The organism is Exiguobacterium sp. H66 (assembly GCF_018618705.1).
In the GTDB taxonomy this organism is placed as follows: domain Bacteria; phylum Bacillota; class Bacilli; order Exiguobacteriales; family Exiguobacteriaceae; genus Exiguobacterium_A; species Exiguobacterium_A oxidotolerans.
This window is the reverse complement of record NZ_JACSMQ010000005.1, coordinates 132,561-156,459: the sequence shown is the minus strand read 5'-3', so window position 1 is coordinate 156,459 and position 23,899 is coordinate 132,561. Positions and strand designations below refer to the sequence as shown.

The window sequence follows — 23,899 nt, the reverse complement described above, 5'->3', positions numbered from 1 at the left end:
AACCATGCGAAATTTTAAATTTGTACTCATTCTGACTGTCGTCAGTTTCTTGACGATTGGCATTTACGGATGGTTCATTCATTCGATGGATGAATCAGAATTTGTAATCGAGACGGTCAAAGGTGATCCGAAACAACAAGCTGTCCAGTCCATCCACGCTGAAATCTTAGATCGTGGTCTAAAGCCAATGGATTATGAGATCACGCTGAATGGTCGTGTGCAAAAAACAACACATGATTTTGTGGATCAACTCTTCAAAAATCCTTTTGACATCATCGACGCTCCCCGTGCGTTCCGCCGCTTTATTGCCCCTAATTCGGTTAATACGTTAGAGCAAGATGGTATTGTCTATGCGATGCGTCTGCAGAAAGAGGGACGATGGGAACTACAATATTTTAATCAAAAAAAACAACGCCTCTTTAAAAAAATAGTATCAGCACCAGCTGGAATCAAGTACAAAGGGGAAGTGCAATTCAATCCGTTCCAACGTTCTGGTGACAGCCTGTATGTTTATGTCGTAGATGAAGATCCAACGAATGTAGGAAATCATTTCTTTAAGTTCGACTTAAAAGCAGATACGATTCAAACAGTCGATTTACCGAAGACATCAAATGAGTACTTCAATGTTCTTGGGATTAACGGTGAGAAAATCGTTTATCAAACAGAAGGAGATATCAATGGATTGGACGCGACTAAACGAAACACGTACATCAGTGATAGAAAAACGGTTCAATCTCTGACTGCGCTAGATTCAATCGATCTGTATCAATCTGAACTCATCGAGGATGGAACAAAACTTGTTGCGCTTATAGATGCTGATCAGGAACGCTTCAAATGGATTGTATATGATATCGATAGTAAGAAGCTGACTCGTCATTCAAATGATTTTAACAAATGGCAGGGGGCTGACGGCTCAAGTACATATTTCCGACTAGAAAACGGAGTAATCTACACGGGGTTGAATACAGGGACCGGCATCTTCAACGTCCAAGTGATTGATCCATTGTCGGGAAACGTAATTTATGAAGGCAATATCAAAGATCGATTAAAGCGACAAGACATAATATTAAATGAACTCGTTGTAAAATAATTGTGATTAAGGCTGAAAACTTGTTGCATAGAGTTCGAAAAATAAGTAAAAACGCGCGGCTGACTCTGCATTGAAGTCAGCCGCGCGTTTTTGTCATTGGTACGATTTAATGAGGATGTCCTGTTTCGTATAATAACTCCATGTCAGGTCCTGGGCTTCGACCTTCTTCGTCGTCACGGCGACAAACGTGTTTTTGCCCGTATAGATCCCGACGAAGTTCGGTGTCTTTGCTTTTTTCGCCTGGACGAACAACAAGTCACCCGGCATCGCTTTTTTAAGTGTGACGGTTTTCAACGGCATGGCAGCCTGTTTTGCAACCGTCCGCTCCAGCGTCAAGCCGCTTTTTTGATAGACGTATTGCGTGAAGCCTGAAGCATCAAATCCTTTTGTCGTCGTGCCGCCTTCTTTATACGGCGTACCGATCAGTGACGTGGCGAGTTTTGCGATCGCAAGTTTCTTATTCGCGAGTGCTTTTTCGGACAACGGTTTTTTCGTCTCGACTTTTGTTGGTGTTGCGGCAGACGCAACGACTGGACTGACGGAAGCCGTTACAAGTAAGGCCGTTAATGTGATGGCATAATACGGTTTCATGAAAAAAACTCCTTTAATTAAGTTAGGGTGAAAAGCTAGTTTCAGCGTACCATGTAGATTTACAAATAAAGCAACAAGTTGGCAACGAGTCCCTAACAATCTTGTAAGGTTCGGGCTGAGAAACTACTTTTTTGAGGATACAAGGCACAAAAAAAGATTCCCTTCACGTTGCATCCTAGGAAACAAGTGAAGTGAGAATCCTTTAGTTTCAGTTCGTTTATGATGCGCGTCGGTCGAGTCGGAAGCTGACCGCAGTCAACAGTGCAGCGACCAAGGCGACGAGTCCGCCGACGAGCGCCGTGTTCATCATCGGTCCGCTCGCGTAAACAAGTCCACCGAGCGCGGAGCCGAAGGCGATCCCGACGTTACTTGCGACCGGCATCAAGGACGCAGCGAGTCCTTTTGCTTCCGGGTTGAACTTTTCCGCCAAGTCAATCAGATAGATTTGTGTCGACGTCGTCAATAAAATCGACATCAGTGACATCAAAGCGATGTTGATCAGTCCGAGCGTGACGGAGGACGTCGTGACATATAAGGCCGCCAAGACGAGCGCTTGCACGACGAACACGAACCGTAACCGACCGATTGGATTATGACTGGCAATCTTCCCGGCCAGAATGTTACTGAAAATCGAGACGACACCGTACGCGAGGAGGATCGGACTGATCCAGGCCCGCGGCAGCGCGAGTTCGAGTTCGAGGATCGGCACGAGGTACGTGTAGACGACATAGGTCGCACCAAAGCCGAACGACGGGATGAAGAAGGCAATCATGATACGTGGGTTCGCGAGCAGGCGCAGTTGATCCTTAACCGAACTTGACGCCGTCGCCTGTTGCCGTGGGACGACTTTTAAAACGGCGAGAAAAGCAACCAGTCCGAGGGCTGTCGTCAGCCAAAACGTCGCTTCAAAACCGGCGTGTTGCCCGATGAACGTGCCGATCGGGACACCGAAGACGTTCGCGAGCGTGAAGCCGCCGAAGATGAATGACACGGCGACACCGCGTTTCGCGACCGGGACGCTGTCACTCGCGACGACCATCGCAAGCGAAATCAGGACACCGGTCAGGACGGCCGTGACGATCCGTGTTGCGAGCAGAAGCGAGTAGGTGTCGGCGATGCTGCTGCAAAAATTCAAGACGACCCAGACGAAGATCAGGCTGAGCATCAATTTGCGACGCTCGAACCGTCCCGTGATCGACATCGTGACCGGTGTCCCGATCGCGAAGGCAATCGCAAAGGCGGAGACGAGTGTCCCGGCTTTCGCAATCGTAATCCCGAGGGCCGAAGCGATTTCTGATAAAATCCCGACGATGACGAATTCGCTTGTGCCTAAGACGAACGTCAGCAGGGAAAGGGTGGCGATTAAAAGCCAGTCCGTTTTACTTAAACGGGTAGTAGATGACATATCAATTCCTCAATTCTAGCGCCAAGCGGCGCGAAACTATCGTTTTTCAGAATAGCATGATTCGCGTGTCAGGTGAACGGGAATCGGATGGAAACGGAAAAGAAGAATTATTTTGAATAGCATGTCAATTTTCTTCAGGCAAGACTACGCTATAATGAAGGAGAGCGAAGCGAACCGAACTAAAAATCGAAAGGTAGTGAGGGAAATGCAAGCGACGATTACATGGAATCACAAGATGGGCTTTAGCGGCATGACGGAGTCCGGACATCAACTGGCAATGGATGCAGCACCTGAAAATAACGGGGAGAACGGCGCCCCGCGACCAACCGAGTTGTTGTTGCACGCGGTCGCCGGGTGTACGGGGATGGACATCGTCTCAATCTTAGAAAAAATGCGCTTGCCGTTAACCTCGTTTGAGATGGACATCGAAGGCGAGCGGGCGACGGAACACCCGCGCCGCTTTACGACGATCTCGATTCATTATCGTCTCGAAGGCGACTTGCCGGACGATAAAGTCCGTCGGGCCGTCTCGTTATCAAAAGACAAATACTGTTCCGTCTCGAAATCACTGAATGCTGAAATTGAAGTCTATTATTCAATCAATGGCGTCCGAAACGAGGAACCGCTTTGAAACCGATTTACGTGCTTTTAACGGCTTGCTTTTTGACGGCATGCGCGAGTGAACCGCCCCAAACCGAGACGAAACCGGAACCGAAGACGAGTCAGCAACAGCCGGTCGCTGACGAACCGACGGCTGCCGACCAGGCGGAGCAAGACATCAAACGTCAGCTCGCCAAACTCTCGACTGCTGAAAAGGTCGATCAATTGCTGTATATCGGGATCAGCGGGACAACGTTATCGGACGCGGACCGAAGTCTGTTAAGCGATCACGCGCTGGGCGGTGTCCTGTTACTCGGAGGCAATATCACGTCAGACGCCCAGCTAAAAACCTTGACGGCAGCGATTGAGGACGCACAAGCCGCCGAACCGCTCGCGTTCCTCGGTTTCGATGAAGAAGGAGGACGGGTCAGTCGTGTCCCGGATCAAGCGTTTCATTTACCTCCGAGTTTGACGCTCGGTCAGAAAAACGATCCGGCATTGATGCAAAAGACCGGACAGGCATTTGGTGCGATGTCACGGTTTTATGGATTTAATATGGATTTTGCCCCGGTTCTTGATGTCAACAGTAATCCGGCGAACCCGATCATCGGTGACCGGGCACTCAGTGCTGAGCCGGATGACGTCGCCCGGCTCGGTGTCCCGTTAATGCAGGGAATTAAGTCGGAAGACGTCGTGCCGGTCATCAAACATTTTCCCGGACACGGGGATACGACCGTCGATTCGCATGTCGGCTTACCGACCGTGACGAAGACGAAAGCGCAACTCGAGCAACTGGAACTCGTCCCGTTCAAAGCGGCAATCGATGCCGGAGCGGAGATGGTGATGGTCGCACACATTTTATTTCCGGCGCTCGACCCAGACAATCCGTCGTCGTTATCAGAGCCGGTCATGCAACAGCTGTTGCGTGAAGAGTTGAAGTTCGATGGCGTCATCGTGACGGACGACCTCGTAATGGGCGCGATCACGAAACAATATGGTCTCGCCCAAGCTGCGCGCCTCGCCCTCGAACGTGGTGCCGACATGGCGATGTTCTCGCAAGCCGGTGCTTACACGGATGTTCATGCGGCGATCATGCAGGGAATCAAGGACAAGTCACTATCACGGGCTGACCTCGACGCGAAAGTGACACGTGTCTTACGATTAAAACAAACGTATGATTTAGCAGACACGAAGCTGATTCCAACGCGTGAACAATTGACGGAACAGGTCAAAACGGTCACGGATCGGCTGAACTGACAAGTCAGACTAGAAATCAAGCGAGCGGTCATGGTAGACTACGAATGAACCAACCAACACTAAATAGTTCTACACTAGGGGAGTCTCGCAGCAGACTGAGACGGAAATATCCGGACCCTTTGAACCTGATCTAGTTCGTACTAGCGGAGGGAAGTGGCTTCTGATTATCATCCTGTCTCGGGTCTTACCTAGACATTTTTCGGACCACTCCATCATGTTCATGGGGTGGTCCTTTTTGTGTAGCAAGGAGGAGAAGGTATGCGTCCGAAGTTACATATTGTGACGACCGGGACAAAAGAGCTGACACATCTTCTAGAAGTCTTGCCGGCTGTTGTGCCTTATGTCGACATGATTCATATCCGGGAACCGGGTTGGTCGGCGGACCGACTCGTCCAATTGATCGAGGCGCTAGTATGCGCCGGTGTTCCACGTGAAAAACTAATCGTCCATGACCGGCTCGATGTCGCCCTCGTGACGAAGGCAAGTGTCCAGTTGACATCACGCAGTATTCCCGTCGCTGTCGTGCGGCGTCAATTCAGCGAGCTACAGATCGGCCGATCAATCCACTCCTTGACGGAAGCGCTTGAGACGGGCAGCGACTTCGTCATGTATGGTCATGTCTTTGCGACGGCGTCAAAACAGGACGTCGCTCCGCGCGGACTAGCGGCACTCGCGCAAATCGTCACATTTTCAAAAGTCCCCGTCATCGCGATTGGCGGGATTCAGCCGGAGAATGTCGCGGGTGTCCTTGCGACCGGCGTTGCTAGCATCGCTGTGATGTCAGGGATTCTCGGTCAGGCAAATCCGGTCGAAGCAGTCCGGTCGTATCGCGAGGTGCTTGATCAATGAAAGCAACAGAGACGTTAATCGTCGGCGCAGGCGTAATCGGTTTGACACTCGCCTACGAATTGCTCAAACGAGGACAACCGGTACGCGTGCTTGAGCAAAATCGTTCCGGTGAAGGAGCGACGCGGGCAGCAGCCGGCATGCTTGCGACGGATCATGAACTGATTCCTGCCTTACATCAACTGGCAGCAGCGAGTCGACAGCTTTATCCCGACCTCGTCCGTGAGCTGTTTAATGAGACCGGCATTGATAGTGGCTATAAAGAAAATCCCTTTCGGTTGATTCGGGGGCACGAGGAATTTCAATTTGCATCCGTCGGTCAAATCGATCCCGTCCAGTTGACGCGTTCGCTCCGTCACGCGATTAAAGCCCGCGGAGGTGTGATTGAAGAACAGACAACGGTCACGGGACTGCTCCGGTCAGGGGCGACCGTCGTCGGCGTTGCGACGAGTAACGGTAAGCGCGAAGCCAGTAACGTCGTGGTCGCAAGCGGTCGGGGATCAGAAGCGTTACTCGCGACGAGCGGTGTCAGCATCGCGACCATCCCAGTCAAAGGAGAGTGCCTCGCCGTCCGGCTTCCGGGGCATGTCTTGACGGAGACGTTGTTTAGCGATGATGTCTATCTCGTCCCGAAGTTTGACGGACGGATCATCATCGGGGCGACGGAACGACCCAGTGACGAGACGACGACGGTCAGCGTCGGTGGAATCGCACAGCTCTTACAGTCAGCGATTCGGCTGTTCCCGGCAATCGAAGAAGCGGAAATCGTGGACATCTGGTCCGGGATTCGTCCACAAACAGCGGACGGATTGCCTTATCTCGGGCAGGTCCCGGGAGTCGGGCACCTATTCGTCGCGACCGGGCATCATCGGCACGGGATATTACTCGCCCCGATCACGGCGTCCGTCCTGGCAGACGAGGTAACGGGAATCACGCCGAAATATGAGCTTCGTCCGTTTTCATTACATGAATCGAGGAGGAACACGAATGCAACTCACCATTAATGGTCAACCGTATACGCTTGACGGATCGATTTCGACAATCGACGGATTGATTCATCATCTCAATTTGACGGGAAAAATGGTCATCATCGAACAGAATCGACAGATTGTCGAGCGGACAGCATACCAAAACACACCCATTCAAACAGGCGATTCTTTTGAAATCGTCCACTTCGTAGGAGGCGGTTAATCATGTTAACGATTGGTCAAACGACATTTCAGTCGCGGTTATTACTCGGAACGGGCAAATACCCCGACGTGACGACACAGCAGCAAGCAGTCGAGGCATCGGGAGCAGACATCCTGACCTTTTCCGTGCGCCGGATGGATATCTTCGAAGCGAGTCAACCGAACTTTTTAGAGGCGCTTGATTTGAGTCAGTATCATTTATTACCGAACACGGCGGGGGCGAAGACAGCGGAAGAAGCGGTTCGGCTGGCAAAACTCGCCCGCGCGTCCGGACTGTGCGACATGGTCAAAGTCGAAGTCATCGGCTGTGATAAAACACTGTTACCGGACCCGATCGAAACGTTGCGGGCATCGGAAGAATTATTAAAAGAAGGATTCACCGTCTTACCGTATACGTCAGACGATCTGTTGTTGGCACGAAGACTGGAAGAACTCGGGTGTCAAGCCATCATGCCTGCCGCGTCCCCAATCGGATCCGGACAAGGAATCCTTAATCCACTGGCCTTAAGCTTCATCATCGAACAGATGACGGTCCCGGTCATCGTCGACGCAGGAATCGGTTCACCGACCGATGTCGCCTATGCAATGGAACTCGGCGCAGACGCCGTCTTACTTAATTCGGCTGTCGCCCATGCGAAAGACCCGGTCAAGATGGCGCAGGCGATGAAGCTTGCCGTCGAAGCGGGACGACTTGGCTTTGAAGCGGGACGGATCGAAAAGAAACGGTACGCGACGGCGAGTAGTCCCGAGACAGGGATGAGTCGATGACGGATCGTTATTCACGGCAAACCCGGTTTCGTCCGATCGGTCAGGCGGGACAGGATGAGCTGACAAAAAAACATGTTCTCCTCATCGGTATGGGGGCACTCGGAACGGCAAGTGCCGAACAACTCGTCCGGGCCGGAATCGGCAAGCTGACGATCGTCGACCGCGATTACGTCGAGTGGAGTAATCTCCAGCGGCAGCACCTTTACACGGAGGACGATGCCGCGCAGCATGTCCCGAAAGCGATCGCCGCGGAGCACCGCTTAAATGCCATCAATCAGGAAGTCGAGATTATAGCCCATGTCACCGATGTCACGCGTTACGAATTACCGCAATTGATCTCAGGTGTCGATTTGATTCTTGACGCAACCGATCACTTCGATATCCGGATGCTGATCAATGATGTGGCAGCGCAACACAAGATTCCGTGGATTTACGGCGGGTGCGTCGGGAGTTACGGCATGACCTATACGGTCCTCCCGGATGAGACCCCGTGCCTGCATTGTTTGCTCGAACATTTACCGCGCGGGCAAGCGACGTGCGAAACGGCGGGGGTGATTGGTCCGGCGATTCAACTTGTCGCCGCGTATCAAGTCGCGGAAGCCTTGAAGCTCCTCGTCGGTGCGACGGACGCGCTACGGCAGGAATTGCTCGCGTTCGACGTCTGGACGAATGAACAGAGCCGCATCAATGTCGCGTCTTTGAAGAAGGCATCATGCCCGTCCTGCGGCGAGAACCGGACCTATCCGTATTTGACGCACATGCCGGTGCAGTTTACAACATTGTGTGGACGTGACGCCATCCAGGTCCGTGGAGATGAGGCGCGTGACTTAGAACGTCTTGAACAGAATCTGAGCCCGGTCGTCAGTATCGTCGCGAAAAATCCGTACTTACTCAGTTTTAAGACGGAGACGCATCGATTCGTCGCCTTTCGTGACGGACGCGTCCTGATTCATGGGGAACAGGAACTCGTCCGTGCAAAACAGCTCTATCACGCCTTTTTTGGTTAAAAAGTCACAAAAAAATCAAACTAACATTCAAAATATATGTTTTAGATGTTTTGAAAAGAGGTAAATAAGACTTCAAGACACAAAATGGCGTTTTAGGTAGACTGAAAGCGAAGAGGAGTGATTAGGATGAAACAAGAATTCGATAAAGTGGTCCAATCATCGGACCAGACGAAGCGGACAGAACAGACAGCTGAACCGGTTCAGCAGGCGAATTGGAATCCAGATCGGTACCGGACGAACTTAAATCCGTTCTATCTGTCACCTTGTAGCGTCGAACGACGGGAAGATGTTGAAGCACATGCCAATCATCTGATCGAAGTTGAACCAGACGCGTCCCCTCTTGCCCAAATTTTCGAACAACAACAAACAGCCCATATACCGAACAAACATCGTAGCTCAAAATTCACGACAGGAATTGTAGTCGGTGCTATCATCGGAGGATCCGTCTCCATCATCACTTCTGTCAAGCGGTTGCGGCACAAACATTAAGGAAATGAATGCATGGAATGTAAAGGATAGTAAGGTCCGGTCGCGTCCGGTCTTTACTGTCTTTTTTTTGATTGCAGACGCATGCCGGATCGAAGCGTATGCGCGGACGAGAGTCGTCATTGCCGTTTAAGACGTGTTAAACTGGACTTAATATATTAGTAAAGTGAGGGTGAGGAAACATGAAGTGGATTCATACAGCGGATTGGCATTTAGGGAAAATCGTCCACGGCGAATCGATGATTGACAATCAACGGGCCGCGCTCGAAGCATTTTTAGCATTACTCGACCGGGAACGTCCGGACGCGGTGGTCATTGCGGGCGACTTATATGATCGCGCCGTCCCACCGACCGAGGCGGTCGAACTGCTCGACGCGACACTCGCGGACATCGTCCTCGACCGCGGGATTCCGGTCATCGCGATCAGCGGTAACCACGATTCGGCGGAACGGCTCAGTTTCGCGACGACCCTTCTCGAACGGTCAGGTCTGCATCTCGCCGGTAAATTAACACCGGTGATTGAACCAATCGAGATTAAAGGCGTCAAGTTTTATCCGGTCCCGTTCGCAGATCCGGCGATCGTCCGTTACGTCTATCAGGACGACACGATTCGGAATCATGACGAAGCGATGCGAAAAATCATCGAACCCTTAACAATTACAGGACCAAGCGTCCTCGTCGGTCATGCTTTCGTCATCGGTGGACTTGAGACCGACTCGGAGCGTCAACTGTCGGTCGGGACGGCAGGGCAAATCAGTGCCAGTACGTTTGCGCCGTTCACTTACACGGCACTCGGTCACCTACATAACCCGCTCGCGATCCGTTCCGAGACGATCCGGTACAGTGGATCACTTTTAAAGTATTCGTTTTCGGAAGCGAGTCACGTCAAAGGCGTTGATATCCTGACGCTCAATGACGCAGGAACGTTTGAACGTCGCTTTGAGCCGATTGCCCCGAAACGCGATTTACGGGAGGTGACGGGAACGCTCGCCGAGCTGATGGATCCGACGTTCGTCGCGACACAATCGACGGACGACTACATCAAAATCAACTTGACGGACGCGGAAGCGTTGATTGATCCGATGGGTAAGCTGAAAAAAGTTTATCCGAACATCCTGCATCTCGAGCGGACCGGTTTTACTAGGGAGAGCACACGATCCGTCCAAGCATCGCGCGACCAGGTCAAGACGGCGACGCTAACCGATTTATTCAGTGAGTTTTATGAAGCAGTCCGGGAAAAACGACCGACGGATGCGATGCAGACCGTCCTAGAGGAGGAAGCGACATGCGGCCAGAACGATTGACCTTACGGGCGTTCGGCCCGTTCGCAGAAGAACAGACGATTGATTTCACGGCACTCGCCGGACGGACGATGTTCGTCATTTCCGGTAATACGGGAGCCGGCAAAACGACGATTTTTGATGCCTTGACGTTTGCCCTTTACGGGGAGACGTCAGGCGGCGAACGGGAGATGACGGATTTACGGAGTCATTTCGCGCGCCCTGATGTCAAAACGGAAGTCGAACTGGAATTTTTACTGAAAGGTGAACGCTATCGTGTGATTCGCCAACCGAGCCAACCGCATCCCGTCAACAAAACGGACTATGCGCATGAGGCAGAACTGGCACGGTTCGACGGGACGGCGTGGCAACCGCTCGCCGTCAAAATCCCGGAAGTCAAGCAACGGGTTCAAAGTCTGCTGCAGCTCGACCATAAACAGTTTTCGCAAATTTTGCTGTTGCCGCAAAATAAATTCCGGGAGCTGTTGATGGCAGAGTCAAAAGACAAACTGCAAATCCTGAAGCAACTGTTCAAGACGGAGCAGTACGGTGAGTTCCAGCAACGCTTGCACCGGAAAGCACTCGATCTTGCTGCCGCGATCAAAGAGACAAAAACGAAACAGCTCGCAAAACTGGAGGAATTGCCGCTGGAAGTCGATTGGGTCAATCAAAATGAGACGACGATCCGGAGCGTGACGGATGAATTGTTAGCGTCGCTCGATGAAACGATCACTGCCGCCAAAACAGTCGAACAGCAGGCACGTCAAGACGTCAATCAGGTTAGCGAACGCTTCCGCCAGGCGGAACAACTCGAACATGCCTTCGTCGAACATGAACGGCTGTCGCGACTCGAGCAAGAACTCGCCGTGACGTTACCCGACATCACGCGACAAGCGAACCGGTATGAGATTGCGACACGTGCCGCGGCCATCACGGGACGATACGATGCCTTCTTGTCAGAGCAGCAGACGGTCGTCCGCCTGGAGACGGCGCAAACGCAATTGACGTCAGAACTGACGACGTTGCAAGGACGTCTTGACCAAATCACCGGTCAAGCGGAACAGTTAGCGAGTCGCGAACAAGAAATCCGCGACGGGGCCCGACGGATCGACCAAATCGAGACGGAATTGAAGCAACTGCGCGAACAGGAACACCTGCAACAAAAACAAAAAAGTTTAGCGGAGGACGTCGCACGCCTGAACCCGCAAGCATTACTGACAGAGCGTGAGACCAAACGTGCGGAACGGACCCGCATCCAAGCAGAACTCGCGGCACTGGCTGACGTCTCGGACACGCAACTGACGTTGCAGGAACGGCGCTTCAGCCTTCAGACTCTCGAACAAAAGCTGCTCGAGTGGCAACGGAGTGAAACGGAACGGCAACAATTGATTGAACGCGGGACCCGTGTCCGGAAAGAAAAGGATGAAGCGGAAGCGGCCTATGCGGAAGGGCGGCGAAAAGAACGGATGCAACTCGCGTCCGAGCTTGCTGAACATCTGCACAACGGGGAAGCGTGTCCCGTTTGCGGGAGCCGTGAGCACCCGGAACCAGCGGTGAAGACACAACTGGATGACGTCGAAGCGTTGCATCAGCTGTATTTAAAAGCGCAGACGGCCCACCAGGAATTACAGGCGACGTACCGGACAATCGTCGAACGGAAACGACAACTCGAGCACGATATCGCAACACTCGGGCAAGAACAGACGCTGCCGACGGAACTCGATTTGATTCGGACGGAAATCAACCGCCTCGTCGAAGCAGAAGCAGAACAAAAACAGCAACAAGATAAAAAACGTCAGCTCGAACAACGCTTGCGGACGCTCGAAACAGAACTTGAGACACTGACGAGTCAAATCGATCAGCAGCTCGCGGCACAAGGGAAACTCGAACTTGAGCTTGCCCGACTTGATGCATTGCTGACGAAAGCAGGCGAGCCGTCAGCGTCGAAAGGGGTTCTCGAACAGGAACAACAGACATTGCAGGCGAAACAGACACAATATGAAACCGACCGGGCGACGGTCGATCAACAAAAAAATCAACTCAATCGGGAAGTCGCAGAACGACAGGGACGCCTTCAACACATTACCGAAGAGGCGACGACACATGTTGCAGCGCGGACGCAAGCGAAGGCTGACTTGGAACAGGCCCTGTCGGAAGAGCATTTTGAGACGTTAGAACAATTCGAACAGGCGCGATTGTCCCGGCAGGAGATGCAACAACTCGCAGCGATGCTTGAAGCGGATCGTGTCAAGCGCCAGGAAGTCGCGACAGGACTCGAACGCTTGAAACAACAAATCAATGCCGCGGCACGTCCGGATCTCGCGCATTTACGGACGCTTGTCGAAACAGCGGAAGGACGCTTGGCGGAAGCGACAGACCAACGTGTCGGTGCCGAGAAGGAACACATCCATGTCAAACAGCTGATTGATGCCTGGGCGACGCTCCAACAAACGATTGAAGTCGAGGACGCCCGGTACGGGATCATCGGGGAGCTGGCACGGGTCGGAGTTGGTGAAAATGCGCAACGGATGACGTTCGAAACCTACGTCCAGACGGCGTACTTCGATGAGATTCTCCAGGCGGCGAACCGCCACTTGACGGAGATGACGTCAGGTCGCTTCCAGCTCGAGCGGAAGACGGAAGCCGGTAAAGGCTTGAAGAAGTATGGCCTTGACCTGAATGTTTTTGATGCTTATACGTCACAGACACGGCATGTCAAAACATTGTCCGGTGGCGAAAGCTTTAAAGCGTCGCTTGCGCTCGCGCTTGGTCTCTCGGAAGTCGTCCAAGAAGCGAGTGGCGGCGTTTCCCTTGAGACGATGTTCATCGATGAAGGATTCGGGACACTCGACCCTGAGTCGCTCGAACAAGCGATCGAGACGTTACTGTCGATTCAAGCGAGCGGACGGATGGTCGGGATCATCAGCCACGTCCAGGAGCTGAAGTCACGGGTTGATGCTAAAATTGAAGTCACGCAAGGAAAAACAGGCTCGACGATACAGCTTGTCGTTGAATAAGGAGTGAGACGGATGGAAGTCAATCAAATGGTAACGAAGTCGGATTTAATCCGCGACCTGAAACAGCTCGGGGTCGAGCCAGGGATGAAAGTGTTCGTGCACAGTGCGATGAAACAGATCGGCTGGGTTCCGGGCGGGGCGCAAGCGGTCATCGAAGCCGTCCAGGAAGTCGTCACCGAGACGGGCTTGATTATGATGGCGACACAAAGTACCGATAACTCGGACCCGAAAAACTGGAGCCGTCCTGCGGTACCGGAGGAGTGGTGGGAGACGGTCCGTCAAGAAATGCCGGCGTACGATAAACGGAAGACGCCGACCCGCAGCGTCGGGAAGGTGCCGGAGTTGTTCCGGACATTTCCGGATGTCGAGCGCAGCGACCACCCGATGTGGTCGGTCGCAGCCTGGGGTAAAGATGCGGCCGGGTTCGTCGCGGGCCACACGATTGAAAACGGGTTCGGTCCCGGATCACCGATTGAACGATTCATCGAGGCGGACGGTCAGATTCTGCATATCGGTTCACCGTGGGATGCGACGACGGTTTGGCATTATGCCGAGTACGGGATTGATCGTCCGGACATTGAGAGCGGGTGTAAAATCAAGCAAGGTGATGACGAAGTATTCGTTCACTATTGGCACCGCTTGATTGATAGCGACCCATTCGGTCCGATTGGCGAAGGCTTCACGGACGAACCGTTCGTGACGAGCGGAAAAATCGGTCGTGCGACGTCACACCTCGTCTCCGCCAAGGAATCGATTCCAGTCGTCATGTTCCAGTTGAGTGCTTTAAATAACTGGTTAAGCTGAAACTTTTTCGGGAACGATTCGTAATAAGACACAGAGAAATTAAAAGGAGTGAACGCAAGATGGCATCACGATTTAAAGTTAACCCAGCGCTGCGCCGAGGTTTTGAGACGGCACGGGCTGGCGAACGGTCGATGACGAAAAGTGGGACGATGAGTAAGATTTTCTTAATGCTCGCCCTCGTCACGGCAGCAGCCGGAGGAACATGGTTCTTTTTAGCCGCGAATCCGCAATTTTTATTCCCGGCTTTGATTGGCGGGATTGTTCTTGGACTGATCCTTGCTCTCGTCATCACCTTTAAACCGGCTACGGCACCTGTTCTTTCACCGGTCTATGCGCTTGTCGAAGGGGTCGCAGTCGGTGCGATTTCCTTGATGTTCGAAAGCATGTACCCAGGCATCGTCGGAAAAGCCGTCGTCGCGACGTTCGTCGTATCGTTCGCGATGTGGTTCGTCTATACGACCGGCATGATTAAAGTCACACAACGGTTCCGTTCCGCTGTCACGGCAGCAATCCTGTCGATTCTCGTCTTGTACGGTGTCAATTTCCTGCTCGCCTTGTTCGGTGTCGACCTCCCGTTCATGACAGGCAGCTCGCCGCTCGCGATCGGGATTCAGTTTGTCATCGTCATTGTCGCCTCGCTGTCACTCGTGATGGACTTCGATTTCATCTCGCGTCAAGTCGAGGCACGGGCACCGAAGTCGATGGAATGGGTCGCTGCGTTCGGTTTAATCGTGACGATCATCTGGCTGTATATCGAGTTACTCGATTTATTGTATCGTTTAGCCGCGCGTGACTAAAACCTGTTTAACGCATCGTTTCCGTTTTGACGGGGACGGTGTTTTTTTATGAAAAGTTGCTGGGTAAATGTTTTTTCTTCCCATGCTTTCCTCCGGCAAGGCGCAAGGCGGCAGGGTTGATCCATAAATTATCCCCAGACAAATCCTTGAAACGGATGTTTCCGCCATCCTCGCTTTCCATGGGCGGAAGGTAAGCCGCGGCATCCCGCATTTCATGCTCGCATGCCGGGTCTTACCTATTCCTGACAGAAGCGCGAACCGCGCTTCTTTTTCCCATAGGAGTCGAGAATGGACGTTTCCATCCCGCTTCAATCGAATAGCCGATGAGCTCACTTTTCACAAGAAGCAAAACGAGCTGCTTTGAATCTTGTTAGGGAATAAGACACGCGCAATTACAAGTTTAAAAAGACTCGTCCTGATTTAACGCAAACATTTATAAGCTTATAAGAATGGTCGGGTTTTGACATATAAGGAAGTCTATCATTTGCTTGGAAAGAATCAATCGCGTTGTCATTTTTGGATATTTTTGTAACAATGGATAGGTTGAAGAAAGTAATCGCTAACGCGTTTGACTGACAAATCGAAGAAGGGAAGAATGACATGGATTTAATCTTCATGATGAAGGAACGGCTCGGTCTATTTGCATTTTTATTCGGATTCCTACTCCTGAACGCCCTGCTCCTCGTGGCAATTTGGAAAGTAAAAGTTCAGCTGCCAAAACCGTTGTTGGTTCTGTTGACAATGTGTTGTACGTTTTTCATCTTTGCGACGATTGGTTTCATCGTCAGCACGTTATCATTTGGTTATAATTCATAATGATGTTTTAAATTATGACAATAATTGAAGTAAAGCAAATAATTTATCCACCGAATTAAACAGGCAAACTTTCCACTCACTTAGGGAAGGTTTGCCTGTCTTTTTAGTTTGATGAATCAAAATGAAGAGAATCGACATACTGCTTAGCTTCGAGTAATGAATAACCAAGTTGATTTCGGACTAGTTTAACAGCTTCCACCATCTGATCCTCTTGAAGAAGGTGTTTAACTTGATGTTGGAGTTTAACCTCATCCGCATCTACTCCTGGCATTCCAAGGTGAATTTGAATACGTTTAATTTCCTTCGTTAATTGCTGTTGCTGGATCCGCTGCTTGGCTAGTTGTTGTGAAATCGATTGCCAAATGATGGCAAGAAGCAAGACGGGCAACCATGTGAATAAAGCATCCATCAATGCCTCCACCTCCTTTTGTTCACCGTAGCATAGACTGTACCATGTAACAAATAGTGGAAAAGTCATAAGAATACGTTTATTCTTAATAAGTGGTAAATAAAGGTTTTTTAGGTGAAAGGAATGAAAAAAGTGGAAAAAATCATTGTATCGTTAATTCCGTTGTTAGTCCTCATAGGTGGTGTCATGTTCGGTGGTTTCGTCGTGACGCTCTCAAGTCTGTATTACTTACGGCGCCGCTCATTTGAACGAAGTACATATAAGCAAGTAACACAAGAACGATTCCTCAAAGCGGTCCGTGACAAAGGGCTGTGGGGCGAGTATTTGACGACACGCCAACTAGAAAAGATCGACGGATACGGAAAGTTTGTCATCAATACATATGTACCAAAAGCACGGGGGAAAGGCCTGACGGAAATCGACGTCACGTTCATTCATGAGAGCGGGATTTACGTCCTCGAATCGAAAAACTACAGCGGCTGGATTTTCGGGAAAGAAGCGGACCGCCAGTGGACACAGATGTTCAAGAATCGGTTCAAGCAAAAATTCTACAACCCGATCAAACAAAATGAACAGCACTTGAAGAGTCTTCAAAAGTTTTTGTCTGAAACGGTTGAGGCAGATGTCTTTAAATCACTGATCGTCTTCAGTGAACGGTGCGAACTGAAGAAAATCACGGTCGATTCGAGCCATGTCCATGTCATCAAGCGGAATGAGTTACGCCGGACCATCAATAAACTGGCGACGGTTAGTCGTTTGACACCAGCACAAGTCGATAACGTTTACGAGGAGCTCAAGCAACGGTCACAAGTCGATCAAATGATTAAAGACGCGCATATCGAATCGATAAAATCGTTTACGTCGTAAGTAACTGTATACATTTTAAATGCGTGAGGGGGATTGCTTTTAATGAAAGATGCTTTGAGCACACTTGAAGCTAGTTATACAACATTGATGAGGGAAGACGAGTCGGATTGTTTAGATATTGAAGCCTTTCTTGAACGTCATTCAAAAATCATTGATACATACGAAGAGCTGATTACCCAAAAGTACATTGCTTTTCAACGAGATACTGCAAACCAACTGTATGAAGAAGAACTGGATTTTGTGCAAACTAACATAAAACCGTTGTTATCGAAGTTTAAGCACGAAATGGATCAGAAGACTTTACAGTATATTGGAGATAAACCGGACTACATCAGACTGCGAGAGAAACTGAATAGTAAGCAGAAAAGTTATTCGGAATCTAATACAGCAGTACGTCTAAAAGAAGATCAACTCGTAAATCGATACTTAAAAATTACAGGTGGATTAACTTCACCGTCCAATCAAAACCAAGATCTAAACGACTTATACAATCTTTTATATGACAAAAATGAAGACGTTCGAGAGCGTGCATTTTGTAATATAGCACTTGCTTATGAGGGAATTGAACAAGACGTTAACCTGATTTTTGATCAACTCATTAATTTACGGATAAAAAAAGCTGACAATGTAGGTTTAAATGCTTTTTCTGAATATGCATTTACAGAGCTCGGGCGAACTGATTATACACCGAAAAATTGTAGAGAAATTGCCGGAGCGATTAAACAGTATTTCCTGCCAATCAAAGAGAAGCTACAAAGAGAACAGGAAAATTACTTAGGAAAGAAATATCTTTCACCTTGGGATAGCAAAGTGTCACCTTACTCTGACATAACGAATGTTTACGGTGATTCAGAAGACGTATTGCTAGAAACGGTGGGCAATATCTTAAGAAAAATTGATCCGTATTTTTACACCGTCTTCAACGAGTTACATAGCAAAAGAAACTTTGATTTAAAACCTAGAGCGAATAAAGCACCAGGTGGGTTTTCAGAATTTCTCCCGGCTTCTCGTGAATCGTTTATATTTATGAACTTGACGGGGACATTTGATGATCTTGTTATTTTAATGCATGAAATCGGTCACGCCATCCACCATGACTTAATCAAGGACATTCCGTTCAGTGAAGACAAGCGAATTACGATGGAAGTGGCAGAGTTTGCTGCGATGTCGTTAGAGCTGCTCTCAATGGAACACTGGAATCTCGCAGTCACTGATCAGTTCTCGCTCTACCAAGCTAAAATGGAACACTTCAGATTAATTGTCGAATTTCTTCCTCAAACCATCATCGTTGATCAGTTTCAAGATTGGGTCTATCATCATCCTACTCACAGCCATGAAGAGCGAAGAAAAAAATTCGAGTCGCTCACCGACATGTATGATACGGGTGTCGTCGATTGGGGGACTGTATCAGCATGGAAAGGGCAAGAGTGGATGAGCGTCATCCATATTTTCGAAACGCCGTTTTATTATATAGAGTATGCGATTGCTCAAATTGCTGCGCTCCAGCTGTTTATGAACTACAAAAAAAATCCGATGGAGACGCTTGAACGGTTCAAACGGGCGCTCGCTATGGGCAACAGTCGTTCAGTTACAGAAATTTATGAGCTTGCCGGAGTCAAATTTGATTTTTCTGAAGCGACGTTACATCCTTTGACACAGTTCATTACGAGTGAATTAGAAGCAATTCATCCTGAATGAAACAACCATTTAAGAAAGGACTACATTTTACATGCTGACCTTCGAACTTCCTTGTTTTTTGATGATTACGATCTGTTTACTTATTCTTTCTTACCGCGTCACACAAGGTGAAATTTCAGGACGACGCTTTAGTTACTGGATGATATTTTCCGTTTATCTTGCCGGCGTCGTGTCACTTACGTTATTCCCATTACCCGTTCAACGAAGTTTGATTGATGATGTAATTCGTGAACAGCATGGGGAACAGCATAACTTCATTCCGTTCAAACTGCTACTTGATACGGTAATGTCAGGACAAGGCGAAGCTTTTTTGATCCAGGTCATGGGAAATGTTCTTTTGTTTGTACCGTTAGGAATCTTTTTGTTAGTTCTCTATCCGATGATGAAGCGACGGAACGTCATCATGCTGGGGTTGTTGATGAGCGTAGGCATTGAATCGACTCAAGCGATAATAGGTCTGTTCCTCGGCTACAATTACCGTAGTTTTGACGTCGATGATTTGTGGTTGAACACATTAGGAACGGCGTTCGGCGTGCTAATCATATCTGGATTTTTGAAAAGGATCCGTTCCGCTAACCAGAAAAATAGAAACATCGACGATTCAAGAAAGGTCATTGACAACTCCTCTTCCTGACCGGTATAGTGAGTAAGTCGAAATAATAAGTAGTGCAACTAGTTATCGGAAAGAAGGGGAAGCATGTGAAGGAAGTCGATTGGTCGCTTGGCATGCAGCTGTCGCGCAGCTATCATTCATTCAAACGGGCGGCGACGAAGCGGATGGACGTGCACGGTCTGACACCGGAACAACTCTCTGTCTTAAGTGAATTGCATAAGCAAGAAGGTGTTTCCCAAAAACAGTTAGCGCTCGTGACGGAACGGGATCAAACGACAGTTGGGAAGATTCTTGATAAGCTTGTCAAAAAAGGGTTCGTCATGCGAACGTCTGATCCGAGAGATCGCCGTGCTTTCATTCTTTTGACGACAAAAGAGGGTGTCCACGTGCTTGAATTGCTTGAACCGACGCTTGATGCGTTGCAAGAACAAGCGTTTCAAGGGCTGACGAAAGCAGAGATTGAACAGTTCATTCGGACGCTTGAAACCATTCACAAAAATGTGACGTGAGTGGTTTTCTTTTTTGATTAAATAGTTGCACATGCTATTATAAGTAATGCATATAAAAAGGGGATACAAAAAATGAAGACAATGAAAGACGTATTTGCAATCACACAAACAAAAGTCGGGCTGATGTTCGCCCTCGTCGTACCGGTTCTCTTCCTCGTCGTCTGGATGACAGGGTACCAGGGTGCGACGGAACGACTGGATCAATTACGCGTCGCGGTCGTGGCGGATCAAGGCTCGGCAGATTTCTATCAACAGTTCAAAGCTGAAAGTCCATTTACCGTCTCGCAAGTCAATTCAACAGAAACCGGACTGAAGCAACTTGACCAGGGTGATGTCGAAATGGTCCTCGTCGCGGATTTGACGAATGAACAGCGTTTGACGTTCCATGTCAACCAAGCCAATGCAGAGTTCGCTAATGGAATCTTGAAACAGGGAGCGGGACAAATCGTCAATCAACTGAATGGAGACGTCCCGTTCACATCCGATATCATCATCGAACATCACGTGTCAGAATTCTCGACGTCGATGTTACCGATCATCCTTGGCTTCGTCATTTACATCGCTGTCATGACGATGGGGATTCAGTTTAATCTCGTGACGCAAATTCTTCAGAAGCAACATCAAAAGTGGTCGCTCTTTTGGAGTAAACAATTGTTGCATGGCATCGTTCTTGTCGTCGTTCCACTTGTCATGGTGACGATTGCCTTCTTGTTCTCGGATAGTGCAGCATCCTTTTTAAAAGTCTGGGGATTCCAAGTCTTATTAACAGCAGCCTGTATCAGTGTCACGCAAATGAACTTTGCGATATTTGGACCAATCGCTCCGCTCGTCAACGTCGCGTTGATTCCGTTCCAGTTGATGACGGCAGGAAATATCGTGCCACCATCGATGCTCGCACCGTTCTATCAGTCGCTCGGTCAGTTTCTTCCCGTCCCGAATGCAGTCGCAGGACTGACACGATTAATTTACTTTGATGGAGATATCTCGAAGTATGCCTTTAACCTGGTAATCATTTTAATTGTGACGTTAGGCATTACGTTGATCGTAACGGCAATCCGTCGCGAACAAGCACACATCGTTGAAGTGAAACAAGCGTCATGAAAAAACGAGCGACCTCCGGAATCGGGGTCGCTCGTTTTTCGTTTTATGCAAATACGTCAGCGATTGGTGTTTCGCCTTCGAGGAGTGTGATCGTTTGACGGGATGCCGTTTCTTGTCCGATTGAAGCAACGATGACGGCTGCGACATCTTCGCGGGCAATTGATTTTGTATCCGCATCAGACGGATCAGTCGTGACGGCACCTGTTCCGGCATCGTCCGATAAACCGCCGGGACGCAAAATCGTATAGTTGAGTTTGCTGTCACGTAACAACCGGTCGGCATAGTGTTTTGCGACGTAATACGGTTTCATGCTGTCAGACCAAGTCTCCGGCGAGTCGGCGTTCAAGGCACTGACCATGATGAATTGTTTGACGTCTTGCTGCTCTGCTGCCGCAATTGATTTAGCGGCACCGTCTAAGTCAATCAACATTGTCTTATCGGCACCGGTGTGTCCGCCGGATCCCGCTGTGAAGATGACGACGTCGCTATCTCCGAGTGCGTCCTGGATCGATGCCATGTTCTGCTCGAGATCAAGCAGGACAGGAGTCAGTCCGAGTGCTTCAAAGTCTGAAAACTGGTCAGGTGACCGCAGACCTACGCGGACTTCATGAGTTGAGTCACTCAATTGTTTGGCGACGTGCCGTCCTACTTTCCCGTTCGCTCCGATAATGAATACTTTACTCATCTTACATTCCTCCATTTCGCTTCATGATTTTTTTTTATTATGGAAGAACGGTAAGCCGGAATGCAATCGAGAGGGCTTGGCACAACGCATCGAATGGAACCGATTTGACGAAATAATCAAAAAAATCTTGGATAACATAACGCAATATGATACTGTTTTGAGTATTACACAGAAAAAAGCGTCAGACAGAGAGAGGAAGCGAGCAGAGTGAATAAAAGAGGATTAGCACTTGGAGGAAGTCTGTTGCTTTCTGGTCTATTGGCAGCAACACGATTAAAAGATGTCACCGGTTCGTTCAGTGTCGGGAAACAAAACGTCTTCATGACGAAAAAGATCGTCGTCGGGACGACCGGGGATTATAAACCGTTTACGTACTTGAACCGTCAGACGAATCAATATGAAGGGTTTGATATCGACGTCATCCGCTCGTTTGCCGAGAAAGCCGGACTGGAAGTCGAATTCGTCCCGACGACATGGGGGACGCTGACACGTGACTTACGTGCCGGGAAATTCCATATGGTCGTTGGCGGCGTCACGAAGAACATCGAACGGGAGATCGTCGGCGACTTCACGAAAAGCTATCTATCGTTTCAAAAGACACCTCTTGTCCGCGCTTCCGATCTCGATGTGTTGACATCAATCGAAACAATCAATCGTCCCGATGTGACAATCGGCTTGAATCCGGGCGGTACAAATGAACAGTTTGTCCGGCAGACGTTTGATCAGGCGCATATCGTCATGTATGCGGATAATTTGGCAATTCCGGCGGCAGTCGCAACGGGAGAAGTGGATGTGATGATCACGGATACCGTCGAAGCGATTTATTACGCATCGCTTGATGTCCGGTTAGGTGCCCCGAAAATTAAGGAAAAATGGATTCCGGCCGAAAAAAGTTATCTCATTCAAGATCGGCAAACGGAAGTCCTGGATGTCATGAATCTTTGGATGAACTCCTATGAAGGAAAACAACGGATTGCGCAATTAAAAGACAAGTGGTGTGTCGCTTCGGTCGCACACGACGTGGTATAGAGAATCAAAGCAACGGGCAAATCCATTTGGGGTTTGCCCGTTGTTGTGCTTCAAAAGGGGGTAAAGGTAATGAAGCAACGTAAAGATGGTCTTAGTGCAGAAAGGACGGATGACCGTGATTGAAGTAGAGCAGTTGACGAAGGAGTACAACGGGAAAAAAGTAGTCGACCAGATATCGTTTCACGTAAAAAAAGGAGAGATTTTTGCTTTTCTTGGACCGAACGGCGCCGGCAAGTCGACGACGGTTCAAATGCTGACGACGTTGATTGCCGTCTCGTCCGGTCACGCGACGATCAATCAATACGATATCGAACGTGATCAAAAAAACGTCCGGCTCCAAATCGGCGTCGCTCTGCAGGAAACAGGTATCGATAATGATTTGACGGGGCAGGAGTTGCTTGTACTGCAAGGAAAGTTGTTTGGTTTTTCCCAAGAGAAAGCAGTCGAACGAGCCCATGAATTATTGGAGCTTGTTGGTTTAGCAGCAGATGGCAAACGCCGGTCCGGGACGTATTCCGGCGGGATGAAGCGGCGGCTCGACTTGGCACTGACGCTCGTTCACCAACCGACCGTCCTGTTTCTCGATGAACCGACGACGGGTCTTGATCCGGCAAGCCGGTTACAGATTTGGACGGAAGTCCGGCGCTTGAATGAAGAATACGGGACGACGATTTTCTTGACGACACAATACTTGGAAGAAGCGGATCAGCTGGCGGACCGGATCGCGATCATCAATGACGGCAAGTTGATCGCCGAAGGAACAGCGGCAGAACTGAAAGCGATGAACGGAGCTGAACGAATTGAAGTTGTCCTTGAAGACGAATCCGCCAGTGAAGCGTTTCGAGCGGCATTTTCGGGACGGATTGAAAAAGAGACCGTTCTCCTGCCGTCGGATGGAACAGAGACGCTCAAACAAGTCGTCCGCTATTTGGATGACCATCAGCTGACAGCACGATCGCTTGTCGTCAAACAGCCGTCACTCGATGATGTTTTCATTCAGTTGACCGGTCAAGCGTATAAGGAGGACAAGTGAC

At 49.6% G+C, this 23,899-nt stretch carries 25 protein-coding genes and 1 riboswitch; of the genes, 21 read left to right on the top strand and 4 right to left on the bottom strand.

The window, feature by feature from the left end; translation table 11 throughout:
• Nucleotides 1–4 precede the first annotated feature (4 nt).
• The gene (locus KNP88_RS10140) at nt 5–1,090 is read left to right on the top strand and encodes a hypothetical protein (protein ID WP_214811128.1); all 1,086 of its coding nucleotides are present in this window, start codon (nt 5–7) and stop codon (nt 1,088–1,090) included.
• Between the two features lie 93 nt (nt 1,091–1,183).
• On the opposite strand, the gene KNP88_RS10135 is transcribed toward KNP88_RS10140, so the two are convergent.
• Nucleotides 1,184–1,681: a C40 family peptidase gene (locus KNP88_RS10135; RefSeq protein ID WP_214804889.1), complete on the bottom strand. Its 498-nt coding sequence runs from the start codon at nt 1,679–1,681 to the stop codon at nt 1,184–1,186.
• Between the two features lie 217 nt (nt 1,682–1,898).
• Complete coding sequence (locus KNP88_RS10130) at nt 1,899–3,086, bottom strand: MFS transporter (protein WP_214893603.1); 1,188 nt, start codon at nt 3,084–3,086, stop codon at nt 1,899–1,901.
• Between the two features lie 205 nt (nt 3,087–3,291).
• Between KNP88_RS10130 and KNP88_RS10125 the strand changes: the two genes are divergently transcribed.
• The 13 genes from KNP88_RS10125 (at nt 3,292) to KNP88_RS10065 (ending at nt 15,954) form a co-directional block, all read left to right on the top strand.
• On the top strand, nt 3,292–3,717 hold the full coding sequence (locus tag KNP88_RS10125) for an OsmC family protein (RefSeq protein WP_029333427.1): 426 nt from the start codon (nt 3,292–3,294) through the stop codon (nt 3,715–3,717).
• On the top strand, nt 3,714–4,943 hold the full coding sequence (gene nagZ, locus KNP88_RS10120) for a beta-N-acetylhexosaminidase (protein ID WP_214893601.1): 1,230 nt from the start codon (nt 3,714–3,716) through the stop codon (nt 4,941–4,943). The genes KNP88_RS10125 and nagZ overlap by 4 nt, the downstream gene beginning before the upstream one ends.
• A 66-nt stretch (nt 4,944–5,009) precedes the next feature.
• A riboswitch (TPP riboswitch) is annotated at nt 5,010–5,112 on the top strand.
• Nucleotides 5,113–5,201: 89 nt separating this feature from the next.
• Nucleotides 5,202–5,792 carry a thiamine phosphate synthase gene (locus KNP88_RS10115; protein ID WP_214893599.1) on the top strand — a complete coding sequence of 197 codons (591 nt, stop codon included), beginning with the start codon at nt 5,202–5,204 and terminating at the stop codon, nt 5,790–5,792.
• Nucleotides 5,789–6,793 (top strand): NAD(P)/FAD-dependent oxidoreductase, encoded by a 1,005-nt coding sequence (locus KNP88_RS10110; RefSeq protein WP_214893597.1) that lies wholly within the window; start codon nt 5,789–5,791, stop codon nt 6,791–6,793. The genes KNP88_RS10115 and KNP88_RS10110 overlap by 4 nt, the downstream gene beginning before the upstream one ends.
• Nucleotides 6,777–6,980: a sulfur carrier protein ThiS gene (gene thiS / locus KNP88_RS10105; protein WP_214893595.1), complete on the top strand. Its 204-nt coding sequence runs from the start codon at nt 6,777–6,779 to the stop codon at nt 6,978–6,980. Before KNP88_RS10110 ends, thiS begins: the two co-directional genes overlap by 17 nt.
• A 2-nt stretch (nt 6,981–6,982) precedes the next feature.
• Nucleotides 6,983–7,747: a thiazole synthase gene (locus tag KNP88_RS10100; RefSeq protein WP_214893593.1), complete on the top strand. Its 765-nt coding sequence runs from the start codon at nt 6,983–6,985 to the stop codon at nt 7,745–7,747.
• Nucleotides 7,744–8,754: a ThiF family adenylyltransferase gene (locus KNP88_RS10095; RefSeq protein ID WP_214893591.1), complete on the top strand. Its 1,011-nt coding sequence runs from the start codon at nt 7,744–7,746 to the stop codon at nt 8,752–8,754. Before KNP88_RS10100 ends, KNP88_RS10095 begins: the two co-directional genes overlap by 4 nt.
• A gap of 126 nt (nt 8,755–8,880) precedes the next feature.
• On the top strand, nt 8,881–9,243 hold the full coding sequence (locus KNP88_RS10090) for a hypothetical protein (protein ID WP_214893590.1): 363 nt from the start codon (nt 8,881–8,883) through the stop codon (nt 9,241–9,243).
• Between the two features lie 179 nt (nt 9,244–9,422).
• Nucleotides 9,423–10,544 carry an exonuclease SbcCD subunit D gene (locus KNP88_RS10085; RefSeq protein WP_029333435.1) on the top strand — a complete coding sequence of 374 codons (1,122 nt, stop codon included), beginning with the start codon at nt 9,423–9,425 and terminating at the stop codon, nt 10,542–10,544.
• Entirely contained in the window at nt 10,526–13,537 is a 3,012-nt protein-coding gene (locus KNP88_RS10080) for an AAA family ATPase (RefSeq protein ID WP_214893589.1), read from the top strand. The genes KNP88_RS10085 and KNP88_RS10080 overlap by 19 nt, the downstream gene beginning before the upstream one ends.
• 12 nt (nt 13,538–13,549) lie before the next feature.
• The gene (locus KNP88_RS10075) at nt 13,550–14,341 is read left to right on the top strand and encodes an AAC(3) family N-acetyltransferase (RefSeq protein ID WP_214811144.1); all 792 of its coding nucleotides are present in this window, start codon (nt 13,550–13,552) and stop codon (nt 14,339–14,341) included.
• A 59-nt stretch (nt 14,342–14,400) separates the two neighbouring features.
• Entirely contained in the window at nt 14,401–15,138 is a 738-nt protein-coding gene (locus KNP88_RS10070) for a Bax inhibitor-1/YccA family protein (protein ID WP_088836843.1), read from the top strand.
• Nucleotides 15,139–15,738: 600 nt separating this feature from the next.
• Complete coding sequence (locus KNP88_RS10065) at nt 15,739–15,954, top strand: hypothetical protein (protein WP_214767553.1); 216 nt, start codon at nt 15,739–15,741, stop codon at nt 15,952–15,954.
• 103 nt (nt 15,955–16,057) lie between these two features.
• Here the strand turns inward: KNP88_RS10065 and KNP88_RS10060 are convergent, their stop codons facing one another.
• Nucleotides 16,058–16,363 carry a hypothetical protein gene (locus KNP88_RS10060; RefSeq protein WP_029333444.1) on the bottom strand — a complete coding sequence of 102 codons (306 nt, stop codon included), beginning with the start codon at nt 16,361–16,363 and terminating at the stop codon, nt 16,058–16,060.
• Between the two features lie 132 nt (nt 16,364–16,495).
• Between KNP88_RS10060 and KNP88_RS10055 the strand changes: the two genes are divergently transcribed.
• From KNP88_RS10055 to KNP88_RS10035, 5 genes are all read left to right on the top strand, one after another.
• Nucleotides 16,496–17,230: a nuclease-related domain-containing protein gene (locus tag KNP88_RS10055; RefSeq protein WP_214811145.1), complete on the top strand. Its 735-nt coding sequence runs from the start codon at nt 16,496–16,498 to the stop codon at nt 17,228–17,230.
• Between the two features lie 42 nt (nt 17,231–17,272).
• Nucleotides 17,273–18,928, top strand: coding sequence for a M3 family oligoendopeptidase (locus KNP88_RS10050; RefSeq protein WP_214893588.1), 1,656 nt, complete (start codon nt 17,273–17,275; stop codon nt 18,926–18,928).
• A 31-nt stretch (nt 18,929–18,959) separates the two neighbouring features.
• Nucleotides 18,960–19,562 (top strand): VanZ family protein, encoded by a 603-nt coding sequence (locus KNP88_RS10045; protein ID WP_214893587.1) that lies wholly within the window; start codon nt 18,960–18,962, stop codon nt 19,560–19,562.
• Between the two features lie 65 nt (nt 19,563–19,627).
• Nucleotides 19,628–20,050, top strand: coding sequence for a MarR family winged helix-turn-helix transcriptional regulator (locus tag KNP88_RS10040; RefSeq protein WP_088836853.1), 423 nt, complete (start codon nt 19,628–19,630; stop codon nt 20,048–20,050).
• Between the two features lie 72 nt (nt 20,051–20,122).
• On the top strand, nt 20,123–21,151 hold the full coding sequence (locus tag KNP88_RS10035; protein ID WP_214769615.1) for an ABC transporter permease: 1,029 nt from the start codon (nt 20,123–20,125) through the stop codon (nt 21,149–21,151).
• A 43-nt stretch (nt 21,152–21,194) separates the two neighbouring features.
• Here KNP88_RS10035 and KNP88_RS10030 read toward each other — a convergent pair whose 3' ends face one another.
• Nucleotides 21,195–21,836: an SDR family oxidoreductase gene (locus tag KNP88_RS10030; RefSeq protein WP_214893586.1), complete on the bottom strand. Its 642-nt coding sequence runs from the start codon at nt 21,834–21,836 to the stop codon at nt 21,195–21,197.
• Between the two features lie 207 nt (nt 21,837–22,043).
• On the opposite strand from KNP88_RS10030, the gene KNP88_RS10025 reads away from it, so the two are divergent.
• Nucleotides 22,044–22,865, top strand: a complete 822-nt coding sequence (locus KNP88_RS10025; protein ID WP_214893584.1) for a transporter substrate-binding domain-containing protein — start codon at nt 22,044–22,046, stop codon at nt 22,863–22,865.
• A gap of 85 nt (nt 22,866–22,950) precedes the next feature.
• Complete coding sequence (locus KNP88_RS10020) at nt 22,951–23,898, top strand: ATP-binding cassette domain-containing protein (RefSeq protein ID WP_251137191.1); 948 nt, start codon at nt 22,951–22,953, stop codon at nt 23,896–23,898.
• The last annotated feature ends 1 nt before the right edge of the window (nt 23,899 follow it).

What these genes read in the sequence shown, in the direction of transcription:
- KNP88_RS10140 (WP_214811128.1), top strand. Translation starts at nt 5, where the DNA reads ATGCGAAATTTTAAATTTGTACTCATTCTGACTGTCGTCAGTTTCTTG.
- KNP88_RS10135 (WP_214804889.1), bottom strand. Translation starts at nt 1,681, where the DNA reads ATGAAACCGTATTATGCCATCACATTAACGGCCTTACTTGTAACGGCT.
- KNP88_RS10130 (WP_214893603.1), bottom strand. Translation starts at nt 3,086, where the DNA reads ATGTCATCTACTACCCGTTTAAGTAAAACGGACTGGCTTTTAATCGCC.
- KNP88_RS10125 (WP_029333427.1), top strand. Translation starts at nt 3,292, where the DNA reads ATGCAAGCGACGATTACATGGAATCACAAGATGGGCTTTAGCGGCATG.
- KNP88_RS10115 (WP_214893599.1), top strand. Translation starts at nt 5,202, where the DNA reads ATGCGTCCGAAGTTACATATTGTGACGACCGGGACAAAAGAGCTGACA.
- KNP88_RS10110 (WP_214893597.1), top strand. Translation starts at nt 5,789, where the DNA reads ATGAAAGCAACAGAGACGTTAATCGTCGGCGCAGGCGTAATCGGTTTG.
- thiS (WP_214893595.1), top strand. Translation starts at nt 6,777, where the DNA reads ATGCAACTCACCATTAATGGTCAACCGTATACGCTTGACGGATCGATT.
- KNP88_RS10100 (WP_214893593.1), top strand. Translation starts at nt 6,983, where the DNA reads ATGTTAACGATTGGTCAAACGACATTTCAGTCGCGGTTATTACTCGGA.
- KNP88_RS10095 (WP_214893591.1), top strand. Translation starts at nt 7,744, where the DNA reads ATGACGGATCGTTATTCACGGCAAACCCGGTTTCGTCCGATCGGTCAG.
- KNP88_RS10090 (WP_214893590.1), top strand. Translation starts at nt 8,881, where the DNA reads ATGAAACAAGAATTCGATAAAGTGGTCCAATCATCGGACCAGACGAAG.
- KNP88_RS10085 (WP_029333435.1), top strand. Translation starts at nt 9,423, where the DNA reads ATGAAGTGGATTCATACAGCGGATTGGCATTTAGGGAAAATCGTCCAC.
- KNP88_RS10080 (WP_214893589.1), top strand. Translation starts at nt 10,526, where the DNA reads ATGCGGCCAGAACGATTGACCTTACGGGCGTTCGGCCCGTTCGCAGAA.
- KNP88_RS10075 (WP_214811144.1), top strand. Translation starts at nt 13,550, where the DNA reads ATGGAAGTCAATCAAATGGTAACGAAGTCGGATTTAATCCGCGACCTG.
- KNP88_RS10070 (WP_088836843.1), top strand. Translation starts at nt 14,401, where the DNA reads ATGGCATCACGATTTAAAGTTAACCCAGCGCTGCGCCGAGGTTTTGAG.
- KNP88_RS10065 (WP_214767553.1), top strand. Translation starts at nt 15,739, where the DNA reads ATGGATTTAATCTTCATGATGAAGGAACGGCTCGGTCTATTTGCATTT.
- KNP88_RS10060 (WP_029333444.1), bottom strand. Translation starts at nt 16,363, where the DNA reads ATGGATGCTTTATTCACATGGTTGCCCGTCTTGCTTCTTGCCATCATT.
- KNP88_RS10050 (WP_214893588.1), top strand. Translation starts at nt 17,273, where the DNA reads ATGAAAGATGCTTTGAGCACACTTGAAGCTAGTTATACAACATTGATG.
- KNP88_RS10045 (WP_214893587.1), top strand. Translation starts at nt 18,960, where the DNA reads ATGCTGACCTTCGAACTTCCTTGTTTTTTGATGATTACGATCTGTTTA.
- KNP88_RS10035 (WP_214769615.1), top strand. Translation starts at nt 20,123, where the DNA reads ATGAAGACAATGAAAGACGTATTTGCAATCACACAAACAAAAGTCGGG.
- KNP88_RS10030 (WP_214893586.1), bottom strand. Translation starts at nt 21,836, where the DNA reads ATGAGTAAAGTATTCATTATCGGAGCGAACGGGAAAGTAGGACGGCAC.
- KNP88_RS10020 (WP_251137191.1), top strand. Translation starts at nt 22,951, where the DNA reads ATGGTCTTAGTGCAGAAAGGACGGATGACCGTGATTGAAGTAGAGCAG.